This is a genomic window from Scandinavium hiltneri, from assembly GCF_024764835.1.
In the GTDB taxonomy this organism is placed as follows: domain Bacteria; phylum Pseudomonadota; class Gammaproteobacteria; order Enterobacterales; family Enterobacteriaceae; genus Scandinavium; species Scandinavium hiltneri.
Map to the genome: position 1 here is coordinate 149,792 of NZ_JALIGE010000069.1, position 24,469 is coordinate 174,260.

General features: G+C 56.7%; 20 protein-coding genes and 1 pseudogene. 8 read left to right on the top strand and 13 right to left on the bottom strand.

The genetic code is table 11. From position 1 onward, the window contains the following. Positions 1-41: 41 nt before the first annotated feature. Both MUU47_RS05230 and MUU47_RS05235 read right to left on the bottom strand, forming a co-directional pair. Positions 42-2,003, bottom strand: coding sequence for a peptidase U32 family protein (locus MUU47_RS05230; protein WP_258987123.1), 1,962 nt, complete (start codon positions 2,001-2,003; stop codon positions 42-44). Between the two features lie 211 nt (positions 2,004-2,214). Further along, positions 2,215-2,757, bottom strand: coding sequence for a helix-turn-helix domain-containing protein (locus MUU47_RS05235; RefSeq protein ID WP_258987124.1), 543 nt, complete (start codon positions 2,755-2,757; stop codon positions 2,215-2,217). An 89-nt stretch (positions 2,758-2,846) separates the two neighbouring features. Here MUU47_RS05235 and MUU47_RS05240 point away from each other — a divergent pair, with 89 nt between their 5' ends. Next, complete coding sequence (locus MUU47_RS05240; protein ID WP_258987125.1) at positions 2,847-4,007, top strand: benzoate/H(+) symporter BenE family transporter; 1,161 nt, start codon at positions 2,847-2,849, stop codon at positions 4,005-4,007. Here MUU47_RS05240 and MUU47_RS05245 read toward each other — a convergent pair. Continuing rightward, positions 3,987-4,859, bottom strand: coding sequence for a helix-turn-helix domain-containing protein (locus MUU47_RS05245; protein WP_258987126.1), 873 nt, complete (start codon positions 4,857-4,859; stop codon positions 3,987-3,989). The genes MUU47_RS05240 and MUU47_RS05245 overlap by 21 nt on opposite strands. Before the next feature lie 186 nt (positions 4,860-5,045). On the opposite strand from MUU47_RS05245, the gene MUU47_RS05250 reads away from it, so the two are divergent. Continuing rightward, positions 5,046-5,954, top strand: coding sequence for a DMT family transporter (locus MUU47_RS05250; RefSeq protein ID WP_159774731.1), 909 nt, complete (start codon positions 5,046-5,048; stop codon positions 5,952-5,954). 45 nt (positions 5,955-5,999) lie between these two features. Here the strand turns inward: MUU47_RS05250 and MUU47_RS05255 are convergent, their stop codons facing one another. Beyond that, positions 6,000-6,668 (bottom strand): DUF3313 domain-containing protein, encoded by a 669-nt coding sequence (locus MUU47_RS05255; protein WP_258987127.1) that lies wholly within the window; start codon positions 6,666-6,668, stop codon positions 6,000-6,002. A 137-nt stretch (positions 6,669-6,805) separates the two neighbouring features. Then, positions 6,806-7,971: pseudogene (locus MUU47_RS05260) on the bottom strand (ABC transporter substrate-binding protein). 93 nt (positions 7,972-8,064) lie between these two features. Here MUU47_RS05260 and pepT point away from each other — a divergent pair. Beyond that, positions 8,065-9,297: a peptidase T gene (pepT, locus tag MUU47_RS05265; protein ID WP_258987128.1), complete on the top strand. Its 1,233-nt coding sequence runs from the start codon at positions 8,065-8,067 to the stop codon at positions 9,295-9,297. Here pepT and tehB read toward each other — a convergent pair. Then, complete coding sequence (gene tehB / locus MUU47_RS05270) at positions 9,294-9,890, bottom strand: tellurite resistance methyltransferase TehB (RefSeq protein ID WP_258987129.1); 597 nt, start codon at positions 9,888-9,890, stop codon at positions 9,294-9,296. The genes pepT and tehB overlap by 4 nt on opposite strands. A 192-nt stretch (positions 9,891-10,082) precedes the next feature. Between tehB and ydcK the strand changes: the two genes are divergently transcribed. Beyond that, the gene (ydcK, locus tag MUU47_RS05275) at positions 10,083-11,063 is read left to right on the top strand and encodes a YdcK family protein (RefSeq protein ID WP_258987130.1); all 981 of its coding nucleotides are present in this window, start codon (positions 10,083-10,085) and stop codon (positions 11,061-11,063) included. On the opposite strand, the gene rimL is transcribed toward ydcK, so the two are convergent. Next, positions 11,055-11,621 (bottom strand): 50S ribosomal protein L7/L12-serine acetyltransferase, encoded by a 567-nt coding sequence (rimL, locus tag MUU47_RS05280; RefSeq protein WP_258987131.1) that lies wholly within the window; start codon positions 11,619-11,621, stop codon positions 11,055-11,057. The two genes, ydcK and rimL, sit on opposite strands and share 9 nt — an antisense overlap. A 164-nt stretch (positions 11,622-11,785) precedes the next feature. On the opposite strand from rimL, the gene hpxO reads away from it, so the two are divergent. After that, positions 11,786-12,943: an FAD-dependent urate hydroxylase HpxO gene (hpxO, locus tag MUU47_RS05285; RefSeq protein ID WP_258987132.1), complete on the top strand. Its 1,158-nt coding sequence runs from the start codon at positions 11,786-11,788 to the stop codon at positions 12,941-12,943. 70 nt (positions 12,944-13,013) lie between these two features. Here hpxO and MUU47_RS05290 read toward each other — a convergent pair whose 3' ends face one another. Beyond that, positions 13,014-13,925: a LysR family transcriptional regulator gene (locus MUU47_RS05290; protein WP_258987133.1), complete on the bottom strand. Its 912-nt coding sequence runs from the start codon at positions 13,923-13,925 to the stop codon at positions 13,014-13,016. A gap of 180 nt (positions 13,926-14,105) precedes the next feature. On the opposite strand from MUU47_RS05290, the gene MUU47_RS05295 reads away from it, so the two are divergent. Then, positions 14,106-14,891 carry an SDR family NAD(P)-dependent oxidoreductase gene (locus tag MUU47_RS05295; protein WP_258987134.1) on the top strand — a complete coding sequence of 262 codons (786 nt, stop codon included), beginning with the start codon at positions 14,106-14,108 and terminating at the stop codon, positions 14,889-14,891. 81 nt (positions 14,892-14,972) lie between these two features. Here the strand turns inward: MUU47_RS05295 and MUU47_RS05300 are convergent, their stop codons facing one another. From MUU47_RS05300 to MUU47_RS05310, 3 genes are all read right to left on the bottom strand, one after another. Then, positions 14,973-16,628 carry a glucan biosynthesis protein D gene (locus MUU47_RS05300; protein ID WP_258987135.1) on the bottom strand — a complete coding sequence of 552 codons (1,656 nt, stop codon included), beginning with the start codon at positions 16,626-16,628 and terminating at the stop codon, positions 14,973-14,975. A 226-nt stretch (positions 16,629-16,854) separates the two neighbouring features. Continuing rightward, positions 16,855-17,628 carry an ABC transporter substrate-binding protein gene (locus MUU47_RS05305; protein ID WP_258987136.1) on the bottom strand — a complete coding sequence of 258 codons (774 nt, stop codon included), beginning with the start codon at positions 17,626-17,628 and terminating at the stop codon, positions 16,855-16,857. Positions 17,629-17,640: 12 nt separating this feature from the next. Then, positions 17,641-18,810: a pyridoxal phosphate-dependent aminotransferase gene (locus tag MUU47_RS05310; protein ID WP_258987137.1), complete on the bottom strand. Its 1,170-nt coding sequence runs from the start codon at positions 18,808-18,810 to the stop codon at positions 17,641-17,643. A gap of 148 nt (positions 18,811-18,958) precedes the next feature. On the opposite strand from MUU47_RS05310, the gene MUU47_RS05315 reads away from it, so the two are divergent. Together MUU47_RS05315 and MUU47_RS05320 are read left to right on the top strand one after the other, a co-directional pair. After that, positions 18,959-20,569 carry an FAD-NAD(P)-binding protein gene (locus tag MUU47_RS05315; RefSeq protein WP_258987138.1) on the top strand — a complete coding sequence of 537 codons (1,611 nt, stop codon included), beginning with the start codon at positions 18,959-18,961 and terminating at the stop codon, positions 20,567-20,569. A 46-nt stretch (positions 20,570-20,615) separates the two neighbouring features. Next, a complete protein-coding gene (locus tag MUU47_RS05320) occupies positions 20,616-21,512 on the top strand; it encodes a LysR family transcriptional regulator (protein WP_258987139.1) in 897 nt (298 codons plus the stop codon). On the opposite strand, the gene MUU47_RS05325 is transcribed toward MUU47_RS05320, so the two are convergent. Beyond that, positions 21,451-22,959: a carboxylesterase/lipase family protein gene (locus MUU47_RS05325; RefSeq protein ID WP_258987140.1), complete on the bottom strand. Its 1,509-nt coding sequence runs from the start codon at positions 22,957-22,959 to the stop codon at positions 21,451-21,453. The genes MUU47_RS05320 and MUU47_RS05325 overlap by 62 nt on opposite strands. Before the next feature lie 123 nt (positions 22,960-23,082). Then, positions 23,083-24,426 carry a 2-oxoadipate dioxygenase/decarboxylase HglS gene (gene hglS / locus MUU47_RS05330; RefSeq protein WP_258987142.1) on the bottom strand — a complete coding sequence of 448 codons (1,344 nt, stop codon included), beginning with the start codon at positions 24,424-24,426 and terminating at the stop codon, positions 23,083-23,085. Positions 24,427-24,469 lie beyond the last annotated feature (43 nt).

Genomic DNA, 24,469 nt, shown 5'->3' on the forward strand with positions numbered 1-24,469 from the left:
CGGGCCTACAGAATCTGTAGCAAATGTGTTGCCTGTTGGCGCTAGCCTTTGCGTTTCGGCAAGGTCTTCATCAATTCATCCGGACTGACCGATGCCACAATGCTGCCCGGGTGCGGCATCTTGAAGATGTGATTTTTCATTTTGCCGATGACGTGCATTTCGCACGGACGGCAGTCAAATTTCAGGGTCAGCACTTCGTCGCCGTTGATCAGCTGCATCGGCGTGGCTTTCCAGCTCTTGATGTTGCCTTTCGCCTGTTTCGGACACAGGTTAAACGCAAAACGCAGGCAGTGCTTGGTGATCATCACCGGTACATCGCCCTTCTCTTCATGTGCTTCATAGGCCGCGTCAATCAACTGCACGCCATAGCGATGATAAAACTCACGCGCCTTATGGTTGTAAACGTTGCTTAAGAACGACAGATGCGTTTCCGGGTACACCGGCGCAGGCGTAGAAACGGCTTTGCGGCTACCGCGCTGATACGCTGCCAGACGCGCAACGTCGAGCATTTCAACCGTTTCACGACGCAGCTGGTTCAGCAGGCTGTTGGGCACAAACAGCGCGCCAGGTAGATTCACCTGCACGTCGCGCGGGTAGTAAATGGTCTGACCGAGTTTCGCCACGCCGTCCTGTAAATTGCTCATCGCTTTTTCGGCATTTGACGCTTCTTCAAAATTGCCGTCCAGCGTATGGGTCACGGTCACGCCGTCTTCGCTGGTCAGCGTCAGGATCAGCTGTTCCTGCCAGCCGCCCATTTCGATATCCACCGCAATGCGGCGCTCGCTGGAGGTTTTGGTCAATGCCTGAGACCAGTTATGGTCGAGGTTACGGTTAAGTGCGGCATTCGGACGCGCTTTGTACAGATCCGCTGGCATTTCGTTCGGCCACACGCGATAACGATTTTCGCCGATTTTCTCCACCATATTGGCGCGGAAACCGACTATTTCACGTTTGATCATCACATTCAGGCCGTCGCCGTTCGCCAGCGGTTCGGTCACCTGGACGTCGAGGCTTTCTTTGCTGACCTTCAGCACTTCGCCTACCGGCAAGCCGATAAACTTCGGAGAGTCGAACGCACCGATGTCGCCTTTACGCGCATTCACGAAATAGTCGGTGCTGCCGCGATGGAAGGTTTTGTCAGTCGATGGAATGAAGAAATGCTCGGTGCGCCCGGCGGAAGCACGCGCCAGGTCGCCACGATCTTCGATGATCGCATCCAGCATTTGGCGATAGTGCGCGGTGATGTTCTTCACATAGCTCATATCTTTGTAGCGCCCTTCAATCTTGAAGGAGCGCACGCCCGCGTCGATAAGCGCAGCCAGGTTGGCGGTCTGGTCGTTGTCTTTCATCGACAGCAGGTGTTTATCGTACGCCACCACGCGGCCCTGATCGTCTTTCAGGGTGTACGGCAGACGGCACGCCTGGGAGCAGTCGCCACGGTTAGCGCTGCGCCCGGTATGGGCGTGAGAAATGTTGCACTGGCCGGAATACGCTACGCACAGCGCGCCGTGAATGAAGAATTCGATGTTGGCGTCGGTGGCGTCGTGAATGGCTTTGATTTGCTGCAAGTCCAGCTCACGCGCCAGCACGATTTGGCTGAAGCCAACGTCAGACAGGAATTTAGCTTTCTCGACGCTGCGAATGTCGCACTGGGTGCTGGCGTGCAGTTCAATCGGCGGGATATCGAGTTGCATAACGCCCATGTCCTGCACAATCAGCGCATCCACGCCGGTCTGATACAGGTCGGTAATCAGCTTTTGCGCAGGCTCCAGCTCATCATCATGAAGAATGGTGTTCAGCGTCACGAATATTTTTGCGCCATAGCGATGGGCAAACGGCACCAGCTCGGCGATGTCGCTCAGGCTGTTGCTGGCATTGTGACGGGCACCAAAGCCGGGGCCGCCGATGTACACCGCATCCGCACCGTGAAGAATCGCTTCACGGGCAATGCTGGCGTCACGGGCCGGGCTCAGGAGTTCAAGATGATGGTTTTGCAGGCGCATCGTTATTATCCGTTGGGTCAAAATGGCGGCTATTGTAGTCAGAAGTGAGGCGCGGCGAAATCATTTTCCACGCCATAAGAATGGCCTTTTTCCAGATACTGGCAAAGCATTGAAGAAATTACTATTTCCGGGCGCAGCGGCGGCGACGTACAGTGGCTGCGTATTCCGGATTTTTCCTCGTCACGTTGTGAACTGTTATTTTTGCCGCAGCTTAGTCTGCGGCTTTTTCTTTTGGGTAATGGATTAACGAATGGAACAGCACGGTGCTGTCGGTGCTGTTGCGGTACGCATGCGGTTTATCCCCGGCGAAGCGTATTCCCTGCCCCTGCTGCACCGGTTGCCACTCCCCGTCGATACACATCTCCAGGGTGCCGTTAATCGCCACCACGTGCTCAATTACGCCGGTTTCATGCGGCGTGGATTCACTCAGCGCGCCCGGCGCGAGGGTGATCGCGAAATGATCGTAATGTAAAACCGGGTCCCACGGGAAAATGGGCGTCACGACCATCGCCTGCTGCTGCGGATCGTAGGCCGTGACCTCGCTTTCCGGCGGACTGATAAACAGCGAAAACGGTACATTCAGCCCGGTAGCAATTTTCCACAGCGTGGCGACCGTCGGGCTGGATTCATTGCGCTCGATTTGCCCGAGCATTGCCTTCGAGACCCCGGTTTCTTCCGCAAGTTTTGACAGGCTCCACTCGCGCTGCTGACGCAGGGTTTTCAGAGTGGTGGCCAAGTGTTGTGCAATATTCATGGCGGCTCCTTTTTCCAAAGTTTACCACTTGTGCGCTATAACGCCCAATGCTACATTTTCCCGGACGCTATAACGCACAAGGGGGCTTTATGCGCGCATTTCCTTTCTCCACCCTGCTGGCCGGTTTTGTCGCGGTTCTGGTGGGGTATGCCAGTTCCGCCGCCATAATCTGGCAGGCAGCGGCCGCCGCCGGGGCCGATGCGCACACTATCGCGGGCTGGATGACGGCGTTGGGCCTGGCGATGGGTGTCAGCACGCTCATTCTGACGCTGTGGCGCAAAGTGCCGGTGCTGACGGCCTGGTCGACGCCGGGAGCGGCGCTGCTGGTGACGGGATTACAGGGCGTGACGCTGAATCAGGCGGTGGGCATTTTCATTTTCGCCAACGCACTGATTGTGCTGTGCGGGTTGACCGGGCTGTTTGCGCGGCTGATGAAAATTATCCCGCATTCACTGGCGGCGGCGATGCTCGCCGGGATATTGCTGCGTTTTGGTTTGCAGGCGTTCACCAGCCTGCAGGGCAATATTCTGCTGTGCGGCGGTATGCTGGTGGCGTGGCTGGTGTTTAAAGCCCTCGCCCCGCGTTATGCGGTGGTTGCTGCATTGCTGGCGGGCAGCGGGGTCGCCATTTTCTCCGGCGAACTGCACAGCGACACGCTGAATCTGGCGTTTGTGATGCCGCGTTACATCGCGCCGGAATTTACCCCTTCACTGCTGCTGAGCGTCGGCCTGCCGTTCTTCCTGGTGACGATGGCGTCGCAGAACGCGCCGGGCATCGCCACCCTGAAAGCCTCCGGATATCCGGCCCCGGTCTCATTGTTAATCGTCATCACCGGCGGCATCGCGTTAGCCTTTTCACCGTTTGGCGTTTATTCGATGTGTATTGCGGCGATCACCGCCGCGATTTGCCAAAGCCCGGAAGCGCATCCGCAGGCCGACCAGCGCTGGAAAGCCGCCGCGGCGGCAGGCGGTTTTTATCTTCTGGCGGGCATTTTCGGCGGGTCGATTACGTCATTACTGGCGGCGTTACCCGTCGCCTGGATCCAGATGCTGGCAGGTCTGGCGCTGCTCGGCACCATCAGCGGCAGCCTGGTGCAGGCGCTGGCGAAAGAAAACGAACGGGATGCAGCCATTGTCACCTTCCTGGTCACTGCCAGCGGATTAACACTGGCCGGAGTCGGTTCGGCGTTTTGGGGATTAGTCGCGGGCGGAATGTGCTTTAGCGTGCTGTCACTTTCCCGCCGCGCGTAGCTGGGATGGCGTCATGCCCAGCGCACTTTTGAAGCGGTTGCTGAAATGGCTGGCGGAGCTAAAGCCACAGGCCAGCGCGATCTCCGTCAGCGGCAGCGCGCTGTGGCGCACTAGCTCCTGCGCCCGCGCCATTCGGCGCTGCATCACGTACTGATGCGGCGCCATTTTCATCGACAGCGTAAACATGCGCGCAAAGTGATATTCGCTAAGCGCCGCTTCCTGCGCCAAATCCGCCAGCGTCAGGGGCTGAGCAAGGTTCGCTTCCATGTAGGCCAGCACGTTGCGCAGCACGAAGGGAGCCAGCCCGCCGGTCACTTTCGGCAACTGCCACTGCGCGTTGGTGTAATGCTGTATTAAATGCGTTAACAGCAGCGTGGTCGCCGAACTGAGCGCCAGATGATTGGCCTGCTGCTGCCAGTCGGCATCGAGCAGGAAATGGCGGTACAGCGCGGTGATTTTGTCATCGGTGGCGAAGGTTTTTTCATCGAGACGAAACGACGTCGGGCTGCGATCCCAGATTTTCTCGCCGGTTTCGCGCAGGTGTTCATCCGTGCAATACAGATGCACAAATGACAGGTTGTCGCGGATATCCCAACTCGATTCACTGTCTTTCGGCATCAGACAAAAACGGTCCGGTCCCCCGCCATTTTTCCAGCCGTACGGTGTTTTGTGATAGCTCTCATAGCCATCAGCCACGTACAGGCTGAGCGTGTGATGGTCGCTCTGCACCGTCACGGTATCGTTTTGATTGAACCAGGCCGCCAGCTGAATGCCGGAATTCAACGCCACCGTGTCCCGCAGGACGGCGTTTTGTTGGCGCAGGGTTTCAAACGTACCGTAGGTTTCAGACATCGTTGTCGCTGTGGCAGTGAATCAGAGTGACAGTCTATGAATTGTCGCCCGCCCTTGCCAGCTTTACTCCGTCTGCGATTGAAAAAAATGCGCAAGAATATGCAACTCGCCCGCAATCTCCTGCAAGCACGCTTTTGTGCCGTCAGTCACACTTCGGACTATTACTGACTGAACAGAGAAAAAATAATGAATGTGCTGCTCTATTTTCTGGTGGTGGTTATCTGGGGAACCACCTGGATTGCGATTTTCCTGCAACAGGGGCCCGTCGCCGCGCCGGTGTCGATTTTCTGGCGCTTTGCCGTCGCCAGCGTCACCCTGATGGTGGTGCTGAAAGTGATGGGTCGATTGCGTAAATTGCAGGTGCGCGATCATCTGTTCTGCATCATCCAGGGCTGCTGCGTGTTCTGCTTTAACTTCTGGTGTTTTTATACCGCGGCGAAGTGGATCAACACCGGGCTGGAATCGGTGATTTTCTCGATGGCGGTGCTGTTTAACGCCATCAACAGCTTCCTGTTTTACCGCCAGCAGCCACCGGGACGTTTTTACCTCGCCGCCCTGCTCGGTTTAATCGGCATCGTGACGCTGTTCTGGGATGATTTGCAGGCCAGCGGCCTGAGCACCGAACTGCTGATGGGCATCGGCCTGAGCGCGTTGGGCACATACGGCTTCTCGCTGGGCAACATGCTGAGTATTCGCCACCAGCGCCGTGGTCTGGAAACGCTGACTACCAACAGCTGGGCGATGCTGTACGGTACTATTGTGATGGGCGTGATTGCGCTGATTCGCGGCGATAATTTCATGCCGGAATTCACCTTCAGCTACATGGGCGCGCTGCTGTATCTGGCTATTTTTGGCTCGGTTATCGCCTTCGGTGCCTATTTCACCCTTGTCGGACGCATCGGGCCGTCCAACGCGGCCTACAGCACCCTGCTGTTCCCGCTGGTGGCGCTGACCATTTCTACGTTCTACGAGGGTTATGTCTGGCACGCCAATGCGGTATTTGGCCTGGGGCTGATTCTGGTGGGAAATCTGGTGATGTTCGCGAAACCGGAAACCTGGTTTAAACGCGGCGTCATGCGCAAAAGTGCGGCATAAAAAAACCGGCGGTACAAGCCGCCGGTTCTTATCATCATCCCAGGCTTACTTCGGCGTCGGGTCGAACTTCACGGCATCAATCGCCATCTCATCAATCACCGCTTTCAGCGTTTCCGCTGTCAGCGGTGTATTTTCGTTAGACAGGTCTTTGCCTTCCCCTTTACGCACGACTTTAATCACCGGCTTATTGGTTTTTGGATCGATAAGCTCACCTTCAAAATAAAGGTTGGTGTCCATGGTGCGATGCCCCGTTGCTATTTGGGTACCGGCAACAATCATCGCTACAGGAATAACTTCATAGAATTGCAATCCCTCTTTGCTGGTATCCACCCCAGTGATAGCACCACGGAAAATCAGGCTGCGCGGGCCTACCGTAGTTGCCAGCGGTTTCTTCTCAGAAATCGCTTTTTTCATCTGCTGGTTAGTGTAATTGAGGATTTGCGCCAGCGCCTGTTCACCCACCTGCGTTGTCGGTTTAGGTACTGGATAGTAAATAATCGGCTTATAAACGACGTTGTCGTAATTAGCCGGATTGTAATGCGGATCGATCCAGCGCAATTCTGGCTTCCCGGACGCAGATGTCGTTTCCTTGAGGTCAGAATAGTTTTTCAGGAAGCCAGAATACTTCTCCGGCTGAGCGATTTTAGATGCACATCCTGTTAACGCTAACGTGGCTGCAACGGCGGCCACTTTAAAAATAGTTTTGCTACGCATAAATGAGTCCCTGTAAAAGCACAAATGCGCCCTCTTTATAGCAAAACGTCACACGGGATGTTGTAGGAAAAAAAGCGAAGGTGAAAATATTCGTAAAATAATTATCACCTGCCGAAATAACAGGTGATATGTAGGGTTTATTTCACGTCTACCTGGTAGAACAAATGCTTACCAAACGGATCGATTTCGTAACCGCTCACCTCTTTGCGAACCGGTTCAAAAATGGTCGAATGGGCAATCATCACCGCCGCCATCTGGTCGTGCATCATCTGCTGTGCCTGCTGATACAACACCGTTCGCTTTTGCTGATCGGTAATCGATTTCGCCTGCGCGATTAGCTTATCGAACGGCGCATAGCACCACTTCGCCGAGTTCGAACCGCCGTTGGCTGACTGGCAGGTAAACAACGGCCCGAAGAAGTTATCCGGATCACCCGTCGCCGTCGTCCAGCCCATCAGTGCGGCCTGATGCTCTCCGTCTTTCACCCGCTTCAGGTATTCACCCCACTCATAGGTCGTGATGGTAGTTTTGACGCCAATTTTCGCCCAGTCGGCCTGGATCATCTCGGCCATGCGTTTAGCGTTCGGGTTATACGGTCGCTGCACCGGCTTCGCCCATAAATCGACATTTAAACAGCGGTGAACAGAATGCGCGAATCCTTCTGGTACTGCGCCAGCTTAAACGGCCCGGTACCAATCGGGTCCATGTCTACACGTTCCGGCATGCCCGCTTTCATCATCGCGTCAGCATATTCATTGGACAGGATCGAGGCGAAATACCAGGCCAGATCCGCCACGAACGGCGCTTCCGGGTGTGCCAGGGTGAAGCGCACAGTGTGGTCATCCACTTTGTCGATTTGGGTAATCAGTTTGCCAAACTCAAGGCTTTCGAAGTTGGAATAACTGCCGCCGGAGACCTTGTGATACGGGTTATTTTCATCTTTTTGACGCATAAACGAGAAAATTACGTCATCGGCGTTGAAATCCCGCGTCGGGGTGAAGTATTTGTTGCTCTGGAACTTCACGCCCTTGCGCAGATGGAAAGTGTAAACCTTGCCGTCGTTGCTCACGTCCCAGCTTTCCGCGAGGCTGGGCACCAGTTTCGTCGTCCCCGGAGTGAAATCCACCAGCCGGTTATACACCGGCACGGCGCTGGCATCGACGCTGGTCCCCGAGGTATAGAGCTGCGGGTTAAAATTCTCCGGCGATCCTTCCGAACAGTACACCAGCGTCTTCGCCGCCACGGTGGAACTTACCGTCAGGGCCGCTATCGTCAGTGCCAGCATTGTCAGTTTGCTTTTCATGTCCTTTTCCTGTTCTTATTGATTTAGATTTCAATTGATACCATCAAACACAAACTGCAAACATCTGATAACTAGAATAAAGAAGGAATCACTATGTCTTCTCCGCTCGCCAGTCAATTAACCCAACGCTTCTTCCGCTACCTGGCTATCACCAGTCAAAGCGATGCCAGCGCCACCACGTTGCCGACCACCGTCGGTCAGCATGAGATGGCGCGCGAGCTCGCCAAAGAGCTGGCACAGCTGGGCCTGGAGAGCATTGAGATTGACGAACACGCCACCGTCACGGCGGTGAAAAAAGGTCACGTTGACGGCGCGCCGCGCGTCGGTTTTATCACCCATATTGATACCGTTGACGTCGGTTTAGCGCCGGATATTCATCCACAAATCCTGCGTTTTACCGGTCAGGATCTCTGTCTGAACGCCGAACAAAACGTCTGGCTTCGCGTCGATGAGCATCCTGAAATCCTCGCCTATCCTGATGAAGAGATTATTTTCGGCGACGGCACCAGCGTACTCGGGGCGGATAACAAAGCGGCGGTTACCGTGGTGATGACTCTGTTGGAGAATTTGACGGAGCAACATCGTCACGGCGATATCGTGGTGGCGTTCGTACCGGATGAAGAAGTGGGCCTGCGTGGGGCCAAAGCGCTGGATCTGGAACGTCGCTTCAATGTCGATTTCGCGTGGACCATCGATTGCTGCGAACTTGGCGAAATTGTTTACGAGAATTTTAATGCCGCCGCAGCGGAAATCCGCTTCACCGGCGTGACCGCACACCCGATGTCATCCAAAGGCGTGCTGGTGAATCCGTTGCTGATGGCCACGGATTTCATCAGCCATTTTGACCGTCTGCAAACGCCGGAGCACACCGAAGGCCGCGAAGGCTACATCTGGTTTAACGGCATGGACGCGGTGCAGAGCCAGGCGATTCTGCGCGCCAATATTCGTGATTTTGACCTGCAAAGTTTCGAACGCCGTAAACAACAGATTGCCGACGTCGCCGCGAAAATTGCCGCACAGTATCCAACCGCCAACGTGGAATTCCAGATTAGCGATACCTACAGCAATATCAGCAACGCCGTGGGTGAAGACAGGCGCGCTATCGATCTGATGTTTGAGGCGATGGAAAGCCTGGGGATTACGCCAAAACCGACGCCGATGCGCGGAGGCACCGACGGCGCGGCGCTGTCAGCCAAAGGGCTGCTGACCCCGAACTTCTTCACCGGCGCGCACAACTTCCACTCGAAGTTTGAGTTTTTGCCGCTGAAATCGTTCGAGGCCTCGTACAACGTCGCCCTTCAGCTGTGTCTGATGGCCGCGCGTTAAGCGGGTTTGCGCGCGAGCATCGTGGCGAAACGCAGTTTAATGCGATTGCCGTTGGCGTCGGTGCGGTGTAACTCACCGACGTCCTCGTTATAACGATCACATTCCCAGCCGGCGTAGTATTCCTTCAACTCGCCCTGCTTAAAGGCAAACGGGAAACCGACGTTACACGGGTAATCGTCGGTATCCATCGCCGCTACGATAAGGTTCCAGCCGCCCGGTTTGGTGCAGCGTTGCATATTGGCGATAAGCCCAGGAATGGTGTCGGCCTCGAGGAACATCATCACCACGGTCGACAGAATGAAGTCGTATTCGCCGTCAAAAGACAGCGTATTGAGGTCGAGCTCTTTCGAACACAGATTCTCGATCCCTTCCGCCTGACGAATGGTTTCCAGATTATTAATGCCCGCCGGGTTCTTATCCCACGCCGTCACGTCAAAACCGTTGGCTGCCAGATACAGGCTGTTGCGCCCGTTGCCACAGCCTAAATCGAGGGTTTTACCCGGCGCGATTTTCGTTGCCGCATGCAGCACTTCCGAGTGGGTGCGGGTCAGGCCGTATTTGTCGGTAAAGTAGTTTTCATCACGAACGGTCATTGTGAGTCCTTGTCAGATAGCAGAGTGTGTCGTTCCACGTGGGGAGAGGCAGAACCTTGCTGTGCAGATCCACACGCTTCATTTGTTTAAGCATTCAAAAATATTTGAAGATGCATTTTAAAGGAACCTTATCCGTCGCGTCACGCAGAATCTTTGCTACGTTTAAGCTAATCACACATTAAGAGAATACCAATGAACAAGTACCGCCTCAGTGACACCTCGCGTGCGTTCAGCTTTCAGGAAAATGGCGAAAAGAGAAGCGTCACCCTGTGGCAGATTATTGCCCTGCGTGATTTCGCTGACGTGGCGCAGGGTGCCGCGGGCGGCTGGATTGACGCTGAAACCGCGCTCAGTCAGGACGGCGACTGCTGGATTTACGACGAAAACAGCGTGGTGTTTGCCGATGCGAAGATTACGGGCAATGCGCGCATTACGCAGACCTGCACCCTGTCGCACGGCGCGGTGATTGAGGATAACGCCTGGATAGATAACGCGACCATTAGCCACGAAGCTCAACTAAGTGACAACGTCACCGTTCAGTGTTCGCGGGTGCGTGGGAAATGCCGCATTTTCGGTACCGCGCGCATCCTCAATGAGAGCGACATTATCGCCGCCATGGGCTTAACGCCTGACAGCACGCAAATCCTGCAAATCTACGATCGCGCCACCGTCAGCCGCTCCCGCGTGGTGCATCAGGCGCAAATCTACGGCGAGGCAATCGTCGACCAGGCGTTTATCGAGCATCGGGCCGAAGTGTTCGACGCCGCGTTGTTGCAGGGTAACGAAGAGAATAATGTCTGGGTGTGTGACTGCGCGAAAGTCTACGGCAATGCGCGCGTGGTGGCGGGCAACGGCGAAGACGCGATCCCCACGTTGCGATACAGCTCGCAGGTCGCAGAAAATGCGGTGGTCGAAGGCAACTGCGTGCTCAAGCATCACGTGCTGATCGGCGGTCACGCCTGGCTGCGCGGCGGGCCGATCCTGCTCGACGACAAAGTTCTGATTGAAGGCAACGCGCGGGTCATCGGCGATGTGGTTATCGAGCATCGCGTTGAAATTTGCGGCAATGCCATTATCGAAGCCTATGCTGGCGACAGCATTCACATTCGCGGGCGCAAGGTTATCAACGGCGACGAACGCGTGACCCGCACGCCGCTGCTCGGCTCACTCTAAAACCTCGTCGATTATCCGGGCGTAAATGTTCTGGTCGTGATAATGACCGTTGAGAAACTCCGCCTGTTTCAGGCAACCTTCCAGTAAAAACCCGTTACGCAGCGCCACCTGGTTGCTGCGCTCATTCTCAACCCGGCACTTAATCACAAACCGCCGCACTTCGCCCTGCTGGGCGTAATAGTGCATAAACGCCTGCAAGCAACGGGTGATAATCCCCTGTCCCTGATGCGCTTCATCCAGCCAGTAGCCGATGTAGCCGGTTTTGTTCAGCGGTTCGATTGCGTTAAACGACAGCACGCCCACCACGTCATCACCCTGCACAATCATGAAAACCTTAGCGTAACCGCGCTGGTGCAGCATCCGGTTGCTGAGCAGATTTTGCCGGGTATCGTCTTCCCCACCGACAAACTGCGGCCAGTTCAGCGAATGCTGTAGCCAGTGGCGATTACTAAGAACCAACTGGTGCAGCGGTGAAACAAAACGCTCATGCGCCGCGTGCAGCGAAAGGCCCTTTGAAACCGGGATTTTCTCGTCCTGCAGTGGAAGTTCTTCGATCATGATGACTCCTTTTTGCCTGCGAAAACGCACTAAAACAATGCACAACCTCATCACAAATGTGCGCCATGGCCGGGCACAACGCACAAAACCCACGGCTGACGCGGCACGCCCGGCTGGCACGTCTCTTGCTTTACTCGTTTGTAACCCAAAGGAGAGACAACAAGATGAAAGCAATCGTGATTGGTGGTGGCATTGGTGGCCTCTCTGCGGCCATCGCCCTGAAGCAGTGCGGCATTGAAACCGAGGTTTATGAAGCTGTTAAACAGATTAAACCGGTTGGGGCCGCCATTTCAATCTGGCCAAACGGCGTTAAGTGCCTGAATTGGCTTGGAATGAAAGAGCAACTGCGAAAATTAGGGGGGCCATTGGAGTATATGTCCTATCGCGATTTCCGCCATAACCAGACCATGACGCGTTTTAGCCTCGACCCGCTGGTGCAAAGCGTCGGCGAACGCCCCTGGCCAGTGGCTCGCGCCGGATTGCAGGACATGCTGCTCGACACCTACGGACGCAGCGACGTGCAGTTCGGCAAACGCGTCGTCAGCGTCGAATCCTTCGCAGACGGCGTGCGCGCCACTTTTGAAGACGGACACACCGCCGAAGCAGACCTGCTGATCGCCGCCGACGGCGCGCATTCGGCGATCCGCTCATGGGTGATTGGCTATCAGACGGAGCGCCGCTACGCCGGTTACGTCAACTGGAACGGCCTGGTCACCCTCGACGATTCCCTCGCGCCCGCCAACCAGTGGACAACCTGGGTCGGCGAAGGCAAACGCGTGTCGTTGATGCCCGTCGCCGGAAATCGTTTCTACTTCTTCTTCGACGTGCCGCTGCCAACCGGACTGGCGGAAGACAGGGACACCGCCCGCGCAGATTTACAGCGCTATTTCAGCGGCTGGGCTGACCCGGTGCAACAGCTGATTGCGCAGATTGATCCGCAGACCACCAACCGCATTGAAATTCACGATATCGAACCGCTGGAAACTCTGGTACGCGGCCGCGTAGCGCTGCTCGGCGATGCCGGGCACAGCACCACCCCGGATATCGGTCAGGGCGGATGCGCGGCGATGGAAGACGCGGTGGTGCTGGCGATGACCCTGAAAACGCACTCGCTGGGCATTGAAGACGCCCTGCTGCGCTATCAGGAAAAACGCGCCTGGCGGGTGAAAGATTTGGTGCTCAAAGCGCGTAAACGCTGCGACGTGACCCACGGCAAAGATATGCAGGAAACCAAAGCCTGGTACGCCGATTTGTACCAGGAAACCGGCGACCGCATTTTGGCCGGGATGCGCGAAACCATCGTCGGCGGCCCGTTAGGTTGAGTGGACCGGGCCTACGAGATTGGTAGGCCCGGGCCAGCGCAGCGCCGCCGGGCAGCCGTGCAGCCGTGCATCATTCCCCGGCTTTGACGAAATCGATAAACGCCCTTAACGGCGGCGGCAGCAGTTTGCGTCCGGAGTAGTAAAGAAACGGCCCGGCGAACGGCTGCCACCAAGGTCCGAGGATAGGCTCCAGCTCGCCGCTGTCGAGATACGGCTGCAGCCAGCCTTCGAACAGATGGATAACGCCGACGCCTTCCCGCGCCAGGCTTACGCCCAAATCCGCCCCGGTGCCGCCGCTGTATATGAGTGGGCCATGCGGCTCGATATGGCAAACCTCCTCCCCACGCTGAAAGCTCCAGCGCTCAAGATTACCTTTCGCAAAGCGCCCACGTATGCACGGCATTTTCAGCAAATCGTCCGGGTGCTGCGGGCGGCCCGTCTTTTCCAACAGCGCTGGCGCGGCAGCAGTGGCAAACCGCTGTTCGCGCGGCCCAATCGGCATCGCAATCATGTCCTGCTCCAGCCGATCGTCGTAGCGGATCCCCGCGTCGCACCCGGCGGCAACGATATCAATCACGCCGGTTTCGGCGATCACCTCTACGCTGATGTCAGGAAAACGTTGCAGAAAGCGCGTCAGCAGCGGGGCCAGAAACAGCCGCGTGGCGTTAACCGGCACGTTCAGCCGCAGATTGCCCGCGGGCTTATCACGGGCAGAGTTCACGATTTGCAGCGCCAGTTCCAGTTCAGCAAACGCGGGCGCAACGCGCTCCAGCAGCTGCTGGCCCTGCTCCGTCGGCAAAACGCTGCGGGTGGTGCGATGCAGCAGCCTCACGCCCAGATGATTCTCCAGCCGCCGCACCGCATCGCTCAGGCCCGATGGGCTTAGCTGCAACAGCCTGGCCGCTTCACGAAAGCCGCCCGCGTGTGCCACGGCGGCGAACGCTTTCAGGTCGCTCAGTTCGTCAGTTGTTCGTTTTGGCATTTTTATACCCGCCTTTTTCGCCGTTTGTGGCGCTACAGAATAGCGTAATTTACGTGATTGTGCGCCATGGCGAACAGGCCGTGCGCCCGCGAGGGGATTATCGTTTGCGGCATTACTCACTAAGATGACCGACATCAACCGCACGCCGGAACCGTTTCGGCGTCAACCAGGAGCACTTTTATGTCAAATTCAACTCAACGCCTCGCCCTCGTCACCGGCGCGACCTCCGGTATTGGCCAGGCCTTCGCTCGTCGCCTTGCAAACAACGGCTACAACGTGATTGCCGTTGGCCGACGCCAGGACCGCCTTGACGCGCTGGCTGCTGAATTCCCGGCCGGGCAGATTCGCCCGATGGTTGCTGATTTAAGCCAGGCCGAGGGACAGAACCGCGTGGCGGAACTGTGCCGCCAGGAACCGCTGACGCTGCTCATTAACAATGCAGGCGTGGCGCACTATATGGCCTTCACCGCGCTGCCAGTGGAAAAAGCCAGCGAACTGTTGCAGGTCAAAGTGGTCGCCCCGACGCTGCTGGCCCACGCCGCCGCTCCGGGCATGGTGGCACGCAACACCGGCACCATCATTAACGTCGCGGGAATGCTGGGCTTCGGTGCCACCGCCCCGCTCGGACAGGCTGCGGGCCGGGCGACCTACGTTGCCGCGCTGTCGCATCTGGTGTCACTGTCGCTGGCATTGAATGAAGAACTGAAGCCTGCGGGGCTGAATGTGCAGGTCTTGTGTCCGGGCGTGGTTGCGACCGAGTTTCACGAGCGTCAGGGAATGGATTTGAGCGCATTGCCGCGCATGACGGCGGAAGATGTCGTGACTGCCAGCCTGCGTTCACTGGAAATCGGAGAAGTGATTTGCGCGCCGGGTGTGGAAGATGTGACGCTGTTGGATAATGCGTTGAATGCCAATTTGCAGGCGTTTAGCGGGCAATCGCCGAAACTGGCGACACGTTATCAGTAAAACGGACTTGCCCGGCGGCATTGCATTTGCCGGGCCTACAGCTTGCACGGGCCTATGAAATGGGCCCGTGCAATGTGCAACTTACTTCATTACGCGGTCATCAACGTAATGACGTTTATCCGCTGCCGGCGGGAAATACTGATACAGCCAGGTTTCGCTCACCGCATCGCCCTGACAGCGCAGGAACATGCGCATTTCAACCGGGTCGGTTGAGTCGTTGGTCGGATACCAGTCGAACAGGATCCGGTAGCCGTCGAACGGTTCGACGTACAGGATTTCTACCTGCTTCGCTTCGCCGTTGGAAAGCGTGATAACCGGCTCAATGCCTTTCGGCGCCGCCGCTTTCAGATCGCCGCCCACAAAATCGATAGCGAAACGACGCGCCCATTTCTCAGGGTAATGCTCACCCGGCGCCCATCCTTCCGGGAAACCACCCATGCCGGTGCGGGTTGCCATCACGCGCGCTAGCGGGGAACGTACCGGCGGCTGTGCAGCCCAGTACAGGCGATATTTGAAGTCCAGCTCATCGCCCGCCTTCACCGCTTTCTTCGGCTGCCAGAAGCAGACGATGTTATCCAGCGTTTCACCGGTCGTCGGGATCTCCATCAGCGATACCGCCCCTTCGCCCCACTGGTTACGCGGCTCGACCCACAGGCTTGGGCGTTTGTCGTACCAGCCCATTACGTCCTGATAGTGTGAGAAATCGCGGTCAAGCTGCAGCAGACCAAATCCGCGTGGGTTTTTGTCCTGGAACGCATTGAACTGCAGTTTCTGTGGGTTGTTCAGCGGGCGACAAACCCACTCGCCGTTGCCACGCCACATCGCCAGGCGATCGGAGTCGTGGATTTGCGGGTGAATGGTGTCGCAGGTGCGGCGTTCGTTGTTGCCGCAGCTGAACATGCTGGTCATCGGCGCAATGCCGAGCTGTTTGATGTCTTTGCGCGCAAAGATGTGGTTTTCCACATCCATGATCACCTGCGTTTCCTGGCAGTTGACGGTGAACTTGTAGGCACCGGTGACGCTTGGGCTGTCGAGCAGCGCATAAACGGTGAATACCGTGGCGCCCGGTTTGACGGTTTCAAACCAGAACGAGGTGAAGTCCGGGAACTCTTCCGGCGTGTCGGTGAAAGTATCCACCGCCAGGCCCCGGGCGGACAAACCATACTGATAAGTGCTGTCGACCGCACGGAAGTAGCTCGCGCCGAGGAACGACACGATATCGCGGCGCGCCAGCTCAGGCGCTTTAAAGGTGCGGAAACCGGCGAAGCCGAGATCGGTCTGCCCTTCCAGTTGTTTGGTGTCGACGCCCGCGTCGTTGTATTTGAACAGCTCCGGGCGGAAGTGAATTTCACGCGCCTGCTGTGAAGCCGTATCGAGAGAGAACATGCGCACGCGGCGGCGGAAACCCATCCCAACGTGGAAGAACTGGATATCCAGCTTGCGGTCTTCGATGTTATTCCACAGCGACTGAGAGGCGTCGTACTGAATGCTGTTGTAAGCCTGCGGCGTCAGCTCTGCCAGGGTTTTCGGCAGATCTTTCGGTGCGCCGCCCCACGACTGGCTCGCCAGATCGCGCGCCATGGATTGCAGAACGGAGTAGTCAAAGCGGCGGGTTTGTCCATCGGCAATCGACGAGTCGTCAGCCAGTGCCGCTTTGGAGAATAGTGAGGCGATTCCAGTTGTAGCGCTCACCGCGGCTACAGCCATTGAAGATTTGATAAAGTGTCTGCGGTTCATGCCTGAGTCAGCGTCCTTCTGTGATAATCGACTTCGCTAAGAATCGCCCACTCTAGACAAAAAACGCTGATAATCCAATTGCTGGCGGTACAAAATGCGCCCAAACCGGGAAATAAATAATTGCGATCGGATGTGACTGATTCGTGCTGTAAAAAAGCGTAACCCGATAAAAATAAAAAAGCCCTGTGAGCGACATCACTCACAGGGCGAAAAAGTGACCTGGTTTTTACTTCACGCTAACGTCGATGCCCGGAAAATATTTCGCGGCGAGTTTGGTGATAGTGCCGTCGGCGCGCACTTTATCGATAGCCGCATCCAGCTGTTTCTTCTCAGCGGCGTCACCTTTGCGCAGGCCAAAGCCAATGCCGCTGCCCAGAATGGTGTCATCAGCTACTGGCTTGCCGATAAAGCCAAAACCTTTGCCCTGCGGCTTGCTGAGGAACCCGGCCTGCCCGGCGGCAGACATCACCAGCGAGGCGTCGATGCGACCGTTGAGCAAGTCTGCCCATGCCATGTTCTGATCTTTATAGGACACCACGGTCACGCCGTGCTTTTCCCAATGCTCTTTGGCGTAGGTTTCCTGGATAGAACCCTGCAACACGCCGATAGTTTTACCGTTCAGCCCTTCCGGCGTGGCCTGCATCCCGCTGCCTTCTTTCCCGACTAACTGCGATGGAATGCGGTAAATCGGCTGGGTGAAATCGATACTTTTGCGCCGCTGCTCGGTGATGTTCATCGCCGAGTTAATGGCATCAAATTTCTTGGACACCAGGCCTGGGATCAGCGAATCAAACGCGCTTTCTACCCAGCTACATTTCAGCTCGGCCGCTTTACAGATGGCATTACCCAAATCGATATCAAAACCCTGCAGTTCGCCCGCAGCATTCCGGCTTTCAAACGGCGGATATTCCGCTTCCACGCCGAAACGCAGCTCGCCTGCCGCAAAGGAAGAGACCGAACAGAACAGGCCCATGCCCACAATCAATGCTTTCAGTTTCATCGCCAACGCCCCTTAACGTGATTTAACCTGACACAGGGCCGCAGCGCCTGCCCGTAATGTAGCCTCATCTTTGGCAAAAGAGAGGCGAATCAGTTTGTTATCTGTCCCATCAGTGTAAAACGCCGACAGCGGAATGGTCGCCACGCCGTGTTCAACAATCAGGCGCTTCACCATTTCACTGTCGCTTTCATCACTGAAATGGCTGTAATCGGCTAACAGGAAGAACGAGCCCTGGCTGGGCAGCAGCTTAAACGGCGACTCCGCCAGCAGGGTTTGCAGCAGGTCACGCTTGCGCTGATAAAATGCTGACAGCGACAGCCAGGTTTGCGGATCATTCATATGTTCCGCGAAGGCATACTGCATTGGAGTATCGGCGGAGAACATCAAAAACTGATGCACTTTGCAAATTTCGTCCATCAGTTCAGCCGGAGCCACGCAGTAACCCACGCGCCAGCCGGTGACGTGATAAGTCTTGCCGAACGACGAAATAATTACGCTGCGCTCGGCCAGCTGCGGGTGCGTCGCCATGCCGTGATGCGGCTGACCGTCGAACACCACATGCTCATACACTTCGTCAGACAGGACAACAATATCGGTGTTACGGGTCAACGCCGCAAGCTGGTGTAAATCGCTGGCATCGAACACTTTCCCGCTCGGGTTATGCGGCGTGTTGATGATGATCATTCGCGTGCGTGGCGTGATTGCCGCGCGCACTTCGTCCCAGTTGACGGTGAAATCCGGCACAGTCAGCTTGATAGCCACCGGCGTAGCGCCCTGTAAACGGACAATCGGCGCATAGCTGTCGAATGACGGCTCAAAATAAATAACTTCATCGCCCGGGTGAACCAGCCCGCTTATCGCGGAATAAAGACCTTCGCTGGCGCTGGCAGTGATCAGCACTTCGCTATCAACGTCGTACTGCGTGCCATACAAATCGGCAATTTTCTCCGCGACACGCGTTTTCAGGGCATGCAGCCCGGTCATCGGCGCATACTGGTTATGCCCCTCTTCCATCGCGCGCGTAACGCCCTGCACCAGCCGCGTATCGCAGGCAAAATTTGGCGCGCCCTGGGATAGATTAATGGCGTTATGCTGAGAAGAAAGCTGGCCAATCACGGTAAAGATGGTGGTGCCCACATCGGGCAGCTTGGTACGGGTTTTCACTGGCGAACGCAGAGTCATTGCCAATCCTTTCTCAGTAAATATGCATAACTATTCAATACATAACCTCAGAATCCGACAACCGAATTGTTGTCATAGTAGCCATGAGAAAATTGCATAGCTGGCAGCAGAGTCTAGACTTACAGCAGTCAAATTCAGGTGAGCAACAATGAAAAGAATCGCAATAGTCGGCAGTGGCCCAACCGGCATTTACACCTTTTTCTCGATACTGAAGAACCAGACCCCGGTCGCCATTACGGTGTATGAACGCGCCGATGAAGCGGGCGTCGGGATGCCTTACGCGGATGAAGACAACTCCCGCCTGATGCTGGCGAACATTGCCAGCATTGAAATTCCACCGATATTTAGCCGCTATCTGGAATGGCTCAAAAGCCAGAGTCCGGCGCATCTGGCACGCTATGGCGTGGAGACCGACACCCTCCACGAGCGCCAGTTTCTGCCGCGCATTTTGCTCGGGGAATACTACCGCGACCAGTTCTTGCAGTTAGTCGACCAGGCAAAACGCCAGGGTTTTGAGGTTACGGTGAACGAGTCCTGCGAAGTCACGGACCTCAAGGTTACGGATGCGGGCGTGACCCTGTGGGCTGAAGGTGAAGCCGTTTCAGCGCCCTTTGATTTAGCGGTGATCGCCACCGGGCACGTCTGGCCGGACGACGAAACGGCGACGCGAACGTATTTCCCCAGCCCGTGGTCCGGCTTGATTGAAGCCAAAATCGACGCGGGCAACATCGGCATTATGGGGGCCTCGCTAAGCGCCATTGACGCCGCGATGGCCGTTGTCGTGCAGCACGGCACCTTCACCGAATCTGATAATCAACCCACGCAATTTACGCTCGACGACGGCAGCGAGGCGTTACAGATTACGCTGGTGTCCCGCTCCGGGATTTTGCCCGAGGCTGACTTTTACTGCCCACTTCCCTACGAACCCCTCGCTGTAGTGACGGAATCGGCGCTTCAGCGGGAAATTGCCGCCGGAAGCGACGGATTACTCGACCGCGTATTTGCGCTGATCGTTGAGGAACTTGAACAGGCCGACCCGGCGTGGAGCGCGAAAATCGCCCTTCACACCTTAAATGCAGACACCTTCGCGAAAGCATGGTTTGCCGATCGCAGAAATCACGGTCCGTTCCAGTGGGCAGAAGCGAACTTGCAAGAAGTAGAACGTAACAAACGCGATAAACACACCGTGCCCTGGCGCTATACCATTCTGCGGTTACACGAGCCGGTAGAGGATATCGTGCCGTCGCTGACTGACGCCGACCGGGAACGCTTTAAGCACGGGCTGGCGAAGGTGTTTATCGATAACTACACCGCCATTCCGCCGCAGTCTATTCGCCGCCTGCTGGCCCTGCGTGAGGCCGGGATCCTCAACCTGCATGCCCTCGGCGAGAATTACACGATGACGGTGAAAGAACACGGCACGGTTATTTCGGGCCAGGATGGCACTTACTCATTCGATACTTTTATTGACGCCCGTGGGCAGAAATCAATGAAGATAAAGGATTTGCCGTTCCCCTCTTTACGCCAGCAGCTTGAGGCCACCGGGGAGGATTTCCCCGACGTCGCCGACGATTACACTTTGCTCGCGCCGCCCTGCATGCGCGGGCGTATCGCCTTTGGCGCCCTGCCGTATTTGATGCATGACAGGCCGTTTATCCAGGGCCTGACGGTCAGTGCAGAAATCGGGGAAAACATCGCGAACGCGGTAGCGAAACCGGCAGAACGTGGCCGTAGGCGATTGCCGTTTATCGAGTTGTAGCGCTATGTCATACTCACCATGAATAAATTGCATAGCTGGAGCCAGCATGTCACGTAGCCAGTTGCCCCTGAACGCCATCGAAACCTTTCTGGTGACCGCCCGTCATCTCAACCTGACGCACGCGGCGAAAGAGCTGTGCCTGACTCAGGGCGCGGTGAGTCGTAAGATTGCCACACTTGAAGCCTGGTTTGGTTTTCCGCTGTTTGAGCGGCTGGCGCGCGGCCTGCGTTTATCGCCACAGGGCAGCGCGCTCTACCCGGAACTGATGACCTCGTTCAACCAGATGGTGATGGTCGCCGAACAGGCACGTCAGCAGCAGACTGTGGTGCGCCTGAAAGCGCCGACCTGTGCCATGCGCTGGCTGGTGCCGCGGCTGGTGGAAATCGAGCAGCGTTTCCCCGACATGCAGATTGCGCTCACCACCACTACTGAACATTCGGTGAATTTCAAAACCGAACCCTTTGATGCGGCGATTGTTTTTGGTACCCATATGAATGCAGGCGACTTGCTGTTTGAGGAGTCGCTGACGCCGGTGGTCAGCCATCGGCTGACGGATAATACTCAGTTTTCAGGCATGACATTTTTGCATCCCACTCGCGATAAAACCGACTGGTCATTGTGGCTGGCCCAGTTACCTGTACCGTTAATGGCCGCGATGCAAAAGAATCAGCATTTCGACACCATGGACCTGGCGATCACCGCCGCAATCCAGGGATTTGGCGTGGCGATTGCCGATGAAACGCTGGTAGAAGAGGATTTGCTCAGCGGACGACTGGTGCGGCCCTACGCGCTGAGCGTCAAAACCGGGGCCAGCTACCGGCTGGTGGTGCGGGAAGTCTCCGCCAAAGCCATCGGGCTGACCCAGTTCCGTAACGGGCTGCTTAATCCAGCGTCACGTGATGACGCATCACTCGCCGAAACAGCGCCAGACGCGCACGCATAAAACGGTTTTCCACTTTGAACCCGGCCAGTTTGTTGAGCCCGATTCGCAACAGACGGTCTCGCCCTTTGATTGATGCAGGCCAGCGTACCGGACCGTGTAGCGTATCACACGCCACGCTCGCATTGCGGGCAAAATCCACCCAGTAATCGGCCACCTGTGCCGAAAATGCCACATCCCGCGCGTTGACGTAATGACGCGAAGGCTCCGCCAGAGTTAGTGTGTCAAAGACGTACGGCACTTCGTTGCCGTGCCACGCCCCATTTTTATAGGTGTGATGCTCCGCCTCCGCCACATAGTCGAACCAGTAACGCCAGCACGGCTGCCCGACGCGCTGCTGCGCCTGCATCACCACGTATCCGAGCGTGGTAAACGCCATATCGCGACACACCTGACGGCCCAATTCGATATCGCCCTTCACGCCCGGATACAACAGCTTAATCAGCCCCAGTCCCAGGCGGCGCTCCTGCCGAAGCTTCTGGATTTGCCCGGCGAGGTCAACGCCAAACACCGCCATCACGCTGGCTTCATCACTGTTCGAGCCCACCATAATCGGCACCGGATGCTGGCGCGCGGTGAAGAACATTTCCAGCATCGACTGCGGTAAAACCGCATCGCCGCATACCGGAACCGGCCCCGGTTTTAGCCTGCCTTCAAGCGGCCAGAACGCCTCTGGTGGAATGGCGCGCAGCTGCTCCGCGCTGGCATTCACCAGGCCGAAATGAGCAGCGACGGCTTCGCCCTGGGCCATCGCTTGATCAAGCGGCGTGTCTGGCAGCGTATACCCACTCTGAATAATAGCTTTATGAAACAATTCGTTGGCTTTTGGGGAAGCTAACAGCGACAGCACACTACGCGCCCCGGCTGATTCACCAAATAACGTGACGTTGTCACCATCCCCACCGAAGGCCGCTATATTTTCCTGCACCCATTTCAGGGCCGCGATTTGATCTAACAGACTGAAGTTGCAGACTCGCTCGCCCTCTTCACCTTCCAGCGCCGGATGCGCAAAACACCCCAGATGCCCGAGCCGATAGTTAACGGTAACCACCACCACGTCGCGCTTCGCCAGCGCGTGTCCGTCATACGGCGGCAAACTGCCCGCGCCAATGGTAAACCCGCCGCCGTGTAGCCAGACCATCACCGGTAATGGCTTCGCCGGTGACGCTGGCGCCCAGACGTTGAGATAAAGGCAATCTTCGGAGAAACGACCGGGGTCTCCGCCGCCCAGTTCGCGACAATATTCGATGTTTTGCCAGCTGGCAGGTGAAAATGTCTGCGCTTCACGCACACCGTGCCACGAAGGAACAGGCTGAGGAGAACGCCAGCGCAGTGGCCCGACGGGAGGCGCCGCAAAAGGAATGCCGCGCCAGTTGTGAATATCGTTGTCGGTCAGCCCCAGCAGGGAGCCCTGCCGGGTGTGCACCAGCGGCGTGGAGGGATTATGCATCGCGTACTTCCTTAATCAGCAATGCGCCCAGTTTATGCGGGTTTTAGCCCGCTTCGCAACGTCAAAGGGCGGGTTTGCCCGGTGGCGCTGCGCTGACGCGGGCCTACGTTTGTCTGACGCGGCTTACAACAACCCGCACCGCCGCTTACTGCGGTCTTCAGCTTCCTGATAAAGCTGGAACTCGTCGAGCACCGGGCAGCCGAGCGCGGCTTCAAACGCGGCTTTGCTGGCGTTGCCGTGGCTTCGGGCCTGAGTGTCATTCCCGAGATTGGACTGGAAAATACCTGCGGCGCTCACTGGCAGGAAATCTTCGTAAGTGATGGGCTGCGCCACTAGCCAGCCGCGTTCGATCAGCGGCTGGGGGTCGTCGCCGGGGCGAAATGCCTGGCGATGTGATTCCCCGGTCGGCGTCAGGCGATAGCGGAAATAGGCCAGTTCCTGACGACGCAGGAACATTTCGCTGTCCGGGAACGCTTTGAACATCGCCGATAAATGCTGCTGATGGCTGAGATTGTCCTTACCGGTTCCGGCTTCTGTAAGCAATGCGTCGTACAGCGCGCGTCCTTTGGGGGTCAGCGCCACACCGCGTTGTTCGATTTCACCGAAACGCGCGGTGTGGGTGCCGCGATGTTCTCCGGCGAACAGCACCGGCTCCTCCAGCGCTTTAAAGCTGGTCTGGCGCAGCAAAATCGGCACTTCACGGCGCGGCGGGCCTTCAATCAGGACCTTCGGCTCAATGCCATATTCCGGCATCAGCTGCTGCACGCGGTCGATATCGAGCGTACGCGGCGTGAGGTGATTGATGTGACAGCCGGGGAAGCACACCACGTCGGCAATCAGGCGATGTTCATTGTGCAGCGCGCGGTATGTGTCCTGCTCCACCGTGGCGTGGCTGTGCCAACGAAAGGTTTCGAGTGCCTCTTTGACGAACGCTTTCGCCTCGGCCGCCGTGAACTGGCCTTGTGTCTCGAAGTGGCTGATTAATTCGCGGCAGCGCGGCGTGAAGATGTCGCGCTTCGCCAAAATTTCTGCAGCTTTGTCGCGCAGCACAACGTTGTCGATGAGTTCAAGGCGCAGCAGCGAGGTAAACACGCGAAACGGATTACGCGCCAGTGCGGCATCTTCCACCGGACGAAACGCCGTCGAGTGCACCGGAACGCCCGCCTGGGAGAGATCGTAATAGCTGACCGGCTTCATTCCCATGATCGCAAACATGCGGCGCAGAGTCGCCAGCTCATCAGCAGAACCTACGCGAATTGCACCGTGGCGCTCAACGTTGAGTCGTGCCAGTTCGTCAGCGTTCGCCAGCTGTTCATGTAAGTGCGAATTATGTTCCAGCACCGCCAGGTTTACATCCGCCACAAGTTCCAGCAACGTGCTGTACTGCGGAACTTCCTGCTGGTACATCGCTGACATTGCCTGCGAAAAGTTTTCCCGAATCTCATCAGCCGTGATGGTGTTCGCCATGATGTCATGTCTCCAGTGAATATTACCTGGAGTGTACATAAGC